The following is a 9008-nucleotide window of genomic DNA, read 5'->3' as shown; positions in this document are numbered from 1 at the left end:
GTGCTGTGCGTCGCCGGACGGGTCCGACGTGCGGCCTTCGACGGGCCGATCCGAGTGACTGCTATGCTAGGCTGGCGCAGGCGGCCGTTCTACACGCTTTGCAGCGCATCATCGATACTAATTTGACGGATCCGTCGGCAGCAGCGCTACGTCTTGGGGGGGGGGGCAACGACAAAAAGCCACCGTTCTCCGGCGCGGACCATGCGTCCGTCCAAGCAGGAATGCGGGGTAGACCCATGCAATCCTGCTGCGCTTTCTCGTAGGGTCGAGCAAGGTCCGCGGGCGTGCCGACGCAACATTTCTTAGCTGCTGCATCAGCGAACGTCCGGTTTGGAGCATTCCTTTGATGGTGCCCTACGACGTCCTTGGGTCGACTCCAGCCGGTCGCGGAATGTCTCTGCGCGTCGAGAGCGGACAACCCAGGCGGCACCGACTGGAGCGCCTGAGTCACGTCCATTGCCTCGGAACCTCAGTGATCCGGCTTTTCGGACATGATCGCGCCGGTCTTCGGATCGGCGTGGAACTGCATCTTGTTGCCGTTCTTCATGCCCTCGCCTTCCCAGTGGCCGTCGTCGGCCTCGAACGAGATGATGCTGGTATAGCCCATGCCCATCAGCTTCTCCTTGACCTGGGCTGCGGGCGTCCAGTCGGCTCCGGGCTGGTCAGCCCAGGCGGCCGGAGCTGCTACGGTCAGTAGGCCAGCAAAGGCCATGGCGATAGCGATACGGTTCATGGTTGCCTCCAGTTGACGCATGGACAATCTGGAGGTGGTCGTTCGTTTCCAAAGGGGTCTCGTGAGGTTGCCGAGGCGCCACCGATCGGTCGGCGGAAGCACCCCTGGTCACGATCTGGCACCGGGAGGCCTGGTCGCCTTCAGCTTGGAATCGAGGCGCCGGCCTTCTTCCGCCGTCGTCTGCCTTCGGGCGGCCGCTCACGAGGCAGGTTGCGGATGATGTCGACGAGGCCCGGATCATCGACGAGGTCGGCGGCCTCGTCGGGCAGCAGCCAGGCACCGCGCCTCTGGCCCTTCTCGCGCCAGTCCGGGAGTTGATGCCGAAACTCGAGCGGATAAACCTTCACCCGGCAGAAGTCGAAGTGATCGTCACGGCGCTTCCAGTACGTGTAGACGCCGACCGGCTTCTTGTGCACGCGGCCGATGATGCCGGCCTCCTGCTGCGCCTCGATGGCGGCGGCCCGGTGATCCTTCTTGCCCTTCATGGGCCAGCCCTTGGGAATGATGAACCGCTGGGTCCCGCGTGACGTGATAAGCAGGACGTGGAGATGCCCCTCCGCGTCGAACCGGACCGGCAGGGCAGCGACCTGCTTGCGGGGGTTGTTCGGGTTATCAGGCATCGGCTCCGCCTTTTTCCGGATAGAGTCGTGAGGCGAGGTCACAGGACGGATGGAGGGGCGAACATGCTGGCGAACTGGGAAATGATCGCACGCCTACTCTGCGCCGCGGTGCTGGGTGGCGCCATCGGTTTCGAGCGCGAGCGCCTGCTGTGGGCCGCCGGCCTCCGTACCCACATGCTCGTCTGCGTCGGCTCGTGCCTGATCATCATCGTCTCAGCCTACGGGTTTCAGGACGTCTTGGGGCAGAAGAACGTCGTGCTCGACCCGTCGCGTATCGCCGCGCAGGTCGTGTCCGGCGTGGGCTTCCTCGGCGCCGGAACCATCCTGTTCCGCGGCGAGGCCGTCAAAGGCCTGACGACCGCCGCCAGCCTCTGGGCGGTCGCCGGAGTCGGACTGGCCTCCGGCAGCGGGCTCTACCTCGCCGCCCTCGTCGGCACCATCATCATCCTGGCGGTCCTGGCCGGGGTGAAGCCCATCGAAGAACGCTACCGCCGCCGCATCCAGACCCGAACCATTACCCTGCTCGCCAGGCGCGGTGAGTTCTCGATCGAGATGCTGCGGCAGGCTTCGGGCCCCTATGCCCGTCGCATCCAGCAGTTCGTCCTGAAGCAGACCGGGACCGAGGACCTGGACGAGGCCGAGATCTCGTTCGTGCGCCTGAGCGAGGCAGCCCTCCAGGAGATCGCCGCCAAGCTGAAGGCGATGCCCGGTGTGACACAGGTCGAAGGTCCGGACGTCAGCTGAGGCGAGCAGATCCTTGGCTCCGGCCGGGAGCGTCGCCAGTCGCCCCATCGCTGGATCGTGGCGTCACGTCCAGGGGATGAAACGCAGCGTGCCCGCACGGCGCGTCGGGCTGCCGGTGTCGTTCGCGTGGTTGATACCGTCCATGACGGGCACGTCGGCGAAGTCGAACGGGCTCACCCCCTCGAGGCAGGCCACGTTCACCGCATAGAGGTTCGGATCGGATCGCCGCTGGTGGTGGGTGTAGATGCCGCAGCGGGAACAGAAGAAGTGCCGCGCCGCGCCGGTGTGGAAGCGGTAGGTCGTCAGTGCGTCCTCACCCTCGAGGATATCGACCCCGCCCATCTCCGCCATGGCGACGACGGCGCCGCGCATGCGGCAGTAGGAACAGGTGCAGCGGCGGATCGAGGCGAAGCCCTCGCCGAGGGTGGCCTCGAAGCGCACCGTGCCGCAGTGGCACCGGCCGGTTCGGATATCCTTGATCGTTTCCATTCGCCTGTGCCTTCCTCAACCACCTCACGCCTCGTCCGGGCTCGCGGCTCCGATCCGCTGCTGCGGCCTGGCGAGCTTGCGGCCGAGCGCGACGGCCAGCGGCAAGATCGCCACGGCCGTGCCAGCGGTGGCGAGCGTCGCCACGACCGGCCCGGCCTGGTCGCCGAGCAGGCCGAACAGGAGCGGCGACAGCGCCCCCGACCCGATGACACCCGTGTAGAACAGCGCGAAGGCCAGCTCGGTCCGCTCGGCCGGCGAGAGTTCCGGGACCGTGCCGTAGAGCACCGACGAGGTGCCGTTGAGCATGACGCCGAGCAGGGGCAGGACGACCATCAGCGGCACCAGCGGCAGCACCACGGTGGCGGCGATGAGCAGAGCAGTCGCGCCTTCGGTGATCAGTGTGATGCCGACCACGCCCCAGCGCTGGCCGAGCCAGCCGCAGGAGAACTTGCCGGCCGCGCCGCCCAGGAACACCAGCGCCAATGCGGTGCCGATGACGGGCTGCGTGGCCCCCTTCGCCTGCAGGAGGAACGGCAGGAAGGTCAGCAGGCCCATGCGGACGCCCGTGTCGAGCATGCCTATACCGAACAGGAGGGCGAAGCCGCCCCGGTCGTCGTTGCCTGTGCCCGCGTCGGACTCGGACCGTCTCGCCTGGGCTGACGCGATCGGCGGAAAGCCGAAGGCGAGCACGCCCGCGACGGCGATGCCCAGCACCGACATTACCCAGAGCGAGGATCGCCAGGGTGCGAGGGACAGGCCGAAGGACAGGGCGGCGGGGATCGCAGCCTTGCCGAGGTCGCCCGCGAAGTTGTAGGTTCCGAGTGGCCCCCTCGCATTCTCGCCATAGGCCCGCGAGACCGCGCCCGAGGCGATGGGGTGCTGCACGCTCGATCCGATTCCCGAGATGGCAAGCGCCCCGTAGAGGGCCAGCAGGCCGTCGGCGAGTCCGGCCATCGCGTATCCGCCGGCCGCGACCACCGTTCCCAAGATCAACAGCCGTCGCCCGCCGTACCGGTCGGACAACCTGGTCGCCGGCAGCTGGAAGGCGGCCAGCGTCCCCGCATAGATGCCACGCAACAGTGCGAGCGCCACGAAGTCGAGCCCGAACTCCATGCGCCAGACCGGCAGGAGCACGTAGATCGCGTCGGTGTAGCCATCGTGGAGTGCATGGGCGAGGCCCGCCAGCGCGAGCGTTCGGCGCGCGTGCGGCGCCGGCCCAGCGGTCGCGACGGACGGAAGGTTTGGGGAGACCGGGGATGCTGGCTTGGCTGAAATGCTCACGCCACATAGTCTGAGCGTCCCCATCGAAGCCCGCAAACGACTTCTTACGATATTTCATGTCAGCAAATCTCACATGACTCGCGCCCCATCGAAGAACCTGCCGCTCCCACCCTTGAACGCCGTGCGTGCTTTCGAGGCGGCCGCGCGACGTTCCAGCTTCAAGGAAGCTGCGGTTGAACTCGGCGTCACCCATGGGGCGATCAGTCGGCAGGTTCGCCTGCTCGAGGACTGGCTTGGACGCCCCACGCTGTTCCGCCGTCTCAGCCATGGTGTGATGCTGACCGCGGAGGGCGCCGCCCTCTTCGCCGAGATCGGACCGGCGCTCGAGCAGATTGCCGCCGCTGCCGTCAGGCATGGTCAGCCAGCAAAGACCTCGGCGACCATGCTTCGAGTGAATGCACTCGCGACGTTCAGTCTGCGCTGGCTCATGCCGAAGCTGACCCTGCTACGGGAAGCCCACCCTGAGATCGACCTCCGACTGACGACCGGGAATGAGCCGATCGATGCCCTCGCGGGGGACTACGACCTGGTGATCCGCGGCGGACCCGACACGTTCCACGGCTTCGAGGCCTATCATCTGCTGCCCGAGCGGCGGCTGCCGGTCTGCAGTCCTGAGCTGACCGCCACCCTGCCGCTCGACTGTGTCGAGGATCTCGAGCGTCATACCCTCATCGATGTGGGCAGCATGCCCCGCCTTTGGCGAGACTGGCTGGTCATGGCCGACCACGGCACCCTCGTTCCGGCCTCGACGCTCACGCTCGACCACTTCTACCTGGCTATTCAGGCGGCGATCAACGGCATGGGGGTGGCGATGGGGCCCGCGACCCTGATCGAGGACGACCTTCGGCTCGAGCGGCTCATAGCCCCCTTTCCTACCCTGAGCCTGCCCGCCCGCAGCTACTTCGCCTACGTCCCGGTCACGAGCCCCGTCCGCACCGCAAGCCTGTCGGTATGCCGGTGGATCGCGGCGTTCGACAAGGGTTCGTCGGTCGCGTCGTCGCCCGACCAACTGCCGCCTGCGTCACCCCAACCCCGTCACTGAGGTTGGCCAGGGGGAGTGTCAGTTCGGCAGCAGGGCCGAGGCCGCGTAGAGGCCGGCTGCGACGAGCCCCGCAACCGGCATCGTCACCACCCAGGCGATGACGATGCTCTGGGCGACGTTCCAGCGCACGGCCGAGACCCGGCGGGCGGCGCCGACCCCGACGATGGCCCCCGTGATCGTATGCGTGGTCGAGACCGGGATGCCGAGCCAGGTCGCGAGGAACAGGGTGATGGCGCCGCCCGTCTCGGCACAGAACCCCTGCATCGGCGTGAGGCGGGTGATTTTTGATCCCATGGTGTGGACGATGCGCCAACCGCCCATGAGTGTGCCCAGCGCCATCGCGCTCTGGCACGAGAGCACGACCCAGAGCGGAACGTGAAAGCCGCCCTGGAGCAGTCCGTGCGAGTAGAGCAGGACCGTGATGACGCCCATCGTCTTCTGCGCGTCGTTGCCGCCGTGCCCGAGCGAGTAGGCCGAGGCCGAGACGAACTGGAGGCCGCGGAACAGGCGATCGACCCGGTGCGGGGTGGAGCGCACGAAGGTCCACGACACTGCGAGCACAAGGAGAAGCGCGAGGAAGAAGCCCAGCGCTGGGGAAATGACGATGGCGGCCGTGGTGGCGAGAACGCCGCCCAAAACCACCGCTGCGAGGCCGGCTTTGGCGATCCCTGCGCCGAGAAGGCCTCCGATCAGGGCGTGCGAACTGCTCGATGGGATGCCGAGCCACCAGGTCGCGAGGTTCCAGACGATGGCGCCGCCCAGCGCAGCGAAGACCACGCGGTCATCGATGATGTCGACCCCGACGATGCCGGAGCCGACGGTACCGGCGACGTGCAACCCGAACACCAGGAAAGCGACGAAGTTGAAGAAGGCGGCCCAGAGGACGGCGTAGCGGGGTGGCAGCACCCGCGTCGACACGATGGTGGCGATGGAGTTGGCCGAGTCGTGGAGGCCATTGAGGAAATCGAACACCAGGGCTGTGGCGACCAGCACCAGGACGAAGGGAGTTGCGCTCAGGAGTTCCACGATGCACTCCCGATCACAGGTGCTCGACGAGGATGCTGCTGATCCGGTTCGCCACGTCCTCGAACCGATCCATGACCTTCTCGAGATGGTCGTAGATCTCCGAGCCCACGATGAAAGCCATCGGGTCGGAGCGCGAGGCCTGATAGAGGGCCTTGACCCCCTGGTTGTGGACGTCGTCAGCCCGCCCCTCGAGCTGGATGACCTGTTCGGTCAAAGCGTTGAGCCGCGTGGCGTTCTGGCCGATGGCGCGCAACAGCGGCACGGCCTCGTGGGTCAGGGTGGCAGCCTCGAGAATGATCCGGCCCATCTCGCGCATCGGCGGCTCGAAGGCGGAGACCTCGAACAGCTGGGCCGCCTTGGCCGTCTTCTGCATCTGATCGATGGTATCGTCGAGCGTCGTGACGAGGTCTTGAATGTCGCTGCGATCGAACGGTGTGATGAAGGTTCGCCGCACGGCGCTCAAGGACTCGCGGGTGATCTCGTCGGCTGCCTCCTCGTGCTGTGCGATCAATCGCGCACAGCGGGGCACGGCCTCTCCGCCCTCGAGCAGGCCAACGAGCGCCCGGGCGCCGTCGACCAGCGTGGCCGCATGACGATCGAAGAGGCCGAAGAAGCGATCTTCCTTGGGCATCAGCGCCCGAAACCAGCTCAGCATGATCGGTCCTCTCCGCAGCAGGGCTTCGTACCATGCAGTTTGGCTGGGTTGGTATCGGGCAGCCTCGCTCCCCTACCGGATCTGCACACGTCACGAGGGGAGCCCCCGTCACATCTTAGGGATGACCGGGTTCCGGATGACGACCAATGCCTTCTCTCAAGGCTCCTGAGCCTTTCTATGGTCCGCGCCTGAGGCGACCGAGAGACGTCTTGTCAAACGACGAGTTTATGCACCAGAACGGCCGCATCATTCCGTCGCGCGGGTAGCGTCCACGGAGGTGGTGGAGTTTTGGAAGTCGAGGGCGGTGGGCGGAGCTCCGCACATGGCGGAGCCCGGCGCCCTCCTGGGTGATCACCGTGCCCCTTGGTAGGGTCGGGTTGCTGACACGCGACACGAACCGGAGAGCACGATGACCGACGACACCATGCCACTGTTGGACGCGCTTCTGAAGCGCGGCGGGGGCGACTTCATGAAGGATCTGGCCGAGGAGGTGCTGGGGCGGCTGATGGCCTACGACGTGGAAGGGCAGATCGGCGCGGGCCACTACGAGCGGAGCGAGGAGCGCACGACGCAGCGCAACGGGTATCGCCACCGTGCCTTCGACACGCGGCTGGGGACGCTGGATCTGAAGATCCCGAAGCTGCGGAAGGGTTCGTACTTCCCCGGTTTCCTTGAGCCGCGCCGGACGACCGAACAGGCCTTGGTGGCGGTGATCCAGGAGGCCTGGATCCAGGGCGTGTCGACCCGCAAGGTGGACGATCTCGTGCAGGCGATGGGGATGAGCGGGATCTCGAAGAGCCAGGTATCGGAGCTGTGCAAGGGCATCGATGTCCGGGTGAATTCCTTTCTGGAGCGGCCGATCGAGGGGGACTGGACCTACCTGTGGCTCGACGCGACCTACCTGAAGGTGCGCGAGAACGGGCGCATCGTGTCGGTGGCGGCGATAATCGCCACGGGCGTCAACACCGACGGCCGGCGCGAGATCCTGGGCCTCGGCCTCGGCCCGTCGGAGGCCGCCGTGTTCTGGCTCGGGTTCCTGCGCGGGTTGGAGAAACGCGGGCTGAAGGGCGTCAGGCTCGTCATCTCGGACGCCCACGAAGGTTTGAAGGCCGCCATCGCTCAGGTCTTCAGAGCAACGTGGCAAAGATGTCGTGTTCATTTCATGAGGAATGCCTTGGCCTACGTGTCGAAGCCCGAGCATCAGATGGTGGCCGCCGCCATCAGGACTGTGTTCATGCAGGCCGACCAAGCTGCTGCGTCGCAGACCTGGCGCAAGGTCGCCGACCAGCTGCGGCCCCGCATCCGCAAGCTGGCGGAGCTGATGGACGAGGCCGAAGCCGACGTCATCGCCTTCATGGCGTTTCCCAAGTCGCACTGGCCGAAGCTCCATTCGACCAACCCGATCGAACGGCTGAACAAGGAGGTGAAGCGCCGCGCCGACGTCGTCGGCATCTTCCCCAACGAGGACTCGATCAAAAGATTGGTCGGTGCGATCCTGCTCGAACAGAACGACGAGTGGCAGCTCCAGCACCGCTACATGACGCTGGAAACCATGGCCGGCCGCACCGATGAGCCGACGGCCTTGACCCACATCGCAGCCTGACGCCCGTCAGGAGGCCGCGGTGAACACCCAACGATTCTCCACCACCTTGACGGACGTGATCGTCGCGCGGGATTGGCGACCGTCCGCTTTCGAGTGTGCTGACGTGCCTCTGGGACGGCAACATTGGGTCGACAGCAGTCCCTCGCACAAGTAGGTATCGCTGGTTAAGCCACCCCTGACCTTGCCCCCTCCGGCCGATGTTGCGCGATGGTACCGGAGCCCAGGACGAAGCCGCGACGGTGACGGGGCATAGTTCTCCACTTCGAGGTCTCCCGTCCGTTCCTGAAGGGCGCTTAGCGTCGAGGCAGACCCACCTCCAGTGGGCGCGCGCCAAGGGTAGGGCCAGCGTCCCGGGTGGGCAGGTAGTCTCCGCGGTCGGTCCCCGCTCCCCTCGGCGGGGCCGGCGACGGCAGCGCAGTGCGCTGGGGGTTCTCCGGTTCCCCTCCCTGGGGCCGGCGGGAGGCTTGTCGCTCGTCCCTTCTTTTTCTTTCCCCCCTTGATATAGGCGGGACCCCACGACCCTTTCCGACCTTTTTCGCCCGGATCGCTAGGGTGTGACGAGGACACGGCGGAGGAGCGCCGCCGAGCAACGTCCGCCAACGCCCGGTGCTGCTCGACGATGGGGAACACCTCTCGGCGGAGCACGATCTCACGCATGTGGATCTGCTGCTCCAGGACCGCCGGACGGCCGTGAAGTCGAGCAATTCGGACGCCCCGTGGCGGGGCTCATTCCGCGACTTATACCAAACGTCAGAATTGTTGACACACCGCCCATTGGCGGGTCGTGATGGATCTCACTGCCTTGGTGTCGGCGA

9 protein-coding genes are annotated in these 9008 nt (G+C 66.4%); 3 read left to right on the top strand and 6 right to left on the bottom strand.

The annotated features are described in order from the left end of the window. Positions 1-469 precede the first annotated feature (469 nt). Both D3273_RS26410 and D3273_RS26405 read right to left on the bottom strand, forming a co-directional pair. Positions 470-733 carry a PepSY domain-containing protein gene (locus D3273_RS26410; protein ID WP_129229943.1) on the bottom strand — a complete coding sequence of 88 codons (264 nt, stop codon included), beginning with the start codon at positions 731-733 and terminating at the stop codon, positions 470-472. A gap of 140 nt (positions 734-873) precedes the next feature. After that, positions 874-1353, bottom strand: a complete 480-nt coding sequence (locus D3273_RS26405; protein ID WP_207210914.1) for an NUDIX hydrolase — start codon at positions 1351-1353, stop codon at positions 874-876. Positions 1354-1416: 63 nt separating this feature from the next. Here D3273_RS26405 and D3273_RS26400 point away from each other — a divergent pair, with 63 nt between their 5' ends. Further along, positions 1417-2097 carry an MgtC/SapB family protein gene (locus D3273_RS26400; RefSeq protein WP_129229942.1) on the top strand — a complete coding sequence of 227 codons (681 nt, stop codon included), beginning with the start codon at positions 1417-1419 and terminating at the stop codon, positions 2095-2097. A 63-nt stretch (positions 2098-2160) separates the two neighbouring features. On the opposite strand, the gene D3273_RS26395 is transcribed toward D3273_RS26400, so the two are convergent. Continuing rightward, positions 2161-2586: a GFA family protein gene (locus D3273_RS26395; protein WP_129229941.1), complete on the bottom strand. Its 426-nt coding sequence runs from the start codon at positions 2584-2586 to the stop codon at positions 2161-2163. Positions 2587-2610: 24 nt separating this feature from the next. Next, positions 2611-3867 (bottom strand): MFS transporter, encoded by a 1257-nt coding sequence (locus tag D3273_RS26390; protein WP_245501406.1) that lies wholly within the window; start codon positions 3865-3867, stop codon positions 2611-2613. Between D3273_RS26390 and D3273_RS26385 the strand changes: the two genes are divergently transcribed. Further along, entirely contained in the window at positions 3860-4909 is a 1050-nt protein-coding gene (locus D3273_RS26385; RefSeq protein ID WP_245501407.1) for a LysR substrate-binding domain-containing protein, read from the top strand. The two genes, D3273_RS26390 and D3273_RS26385, sit on opposite strands and share 8 nt — an antisense overlap. Positions 4910-4927: 18 nt before the next feature. On the opposite strand, the gene D3273_RS26380 is transcribed toward D3273_RS26385, so the two are convergent. Further along, on the bottom strand, positions 4928-5935 hold the full coding sequence (locus D3273_RS26380; RefSeq protein ID WP_129229939.1) for an inorganic phosphate transporter: 1008 nt from the start codon (positions 5933-5935) through the stop codon (positions 4928-4930). 13 nt (positions 5936-5948) lie between these two features. Beyond that, positions 5949-6590 carry a DUF47 domain-containing protein gene (locus D3273_RS26375; RefSeq protein ID WP_129229938.1) on the bottom strand — a complete coding sequence of 214 codons (642 nt, stop codon included), beginning with the start codon at positions 6588-6590 and terminating at the stop codon, positions 5949-5951. Between the two features lie 409 nt (positions 6591-6999). Between D3273_RS26375 and D3273_RS26370 the strand changes: the two genes are divergently transcribed. After that, positions 7000-8193 carry an IS256 family transposase gene (locus tag D3273_RS26370; protein ID WP_129229937.1) on the top strand — a complete coding sequence of 398 codons (1194 nt, stop codon included), beginning with the start codon at positions 7000-7002 and terminating at the stop codon, positions 8191-8193. The last annotated feature ends 815 nt before the right edge of the window (positions 8194-9008 follow it).

The organism is Lichenibacterium minor (genome assembly GCF_004137685.1).
In the GTDB taxonomy this organism is placed as follows: Bacteria; Pseudomonadota; Alphaproteobacteria; order Rhizobiales; family Beijerinckiaceae; genus Lichenihabitans; species Lichenihabitans minor.
The sequence above is the reverse complement of the archived record's forward strand: the minus strand, read 5'-3'. Positions and strand labels throughout refer to the sequence as shown.

Coding starts and splice junctions, on each gene's coding strand:
- D3273_RS26385 (WP_245501407.1), top strand. CDS start 3,860: ATGCTCACGCCACATAGTCTGAGCGTCCCCATCGAAGCCCGCAAACGA.
- D3273_RS26410 (WP_129229943.1), bottom strand. CDS start 733: ATGAACCGTATCGCTATCGCCATGGCCTTTGCTGGCCTACTGACCGTA.
- D3273_RS26375 (WP_129229938.1), bottom strand. CDS start 6,590: ATGCTGAGCTGGTTTCGGGCGCTGATGCCCAAGGAAGATCGCTTCTTC.
- D3273_RS26405 (WP_207210914.1), bottom strand. CDS start 1,353: ATGCCTGATAACCCGAACAACCCCCGCAAGCAGGTCGCTGCCCTGCCG.
- D3273_RS26400 (WP_129229942.1), top strand. CDS start 1,417: ATGCTGGCGAACTGGGAAATGATCGCACGCCTACTCTGCGCCGCGGTG.
- D3273_RS26370 (WP_129229937.1), top strand. CDS start 7,000: ATGACCGACGACACCATGCCACTGTTGGACGCGCTTCTGAAGCGCGGC.
- D3273_RS26395 (WP_129229941.1), bottom strand. CDS start 2,586: ATGGAAACGATCAAGGATATCCGAACCGGCCGGTGCCACTGCGGCACG.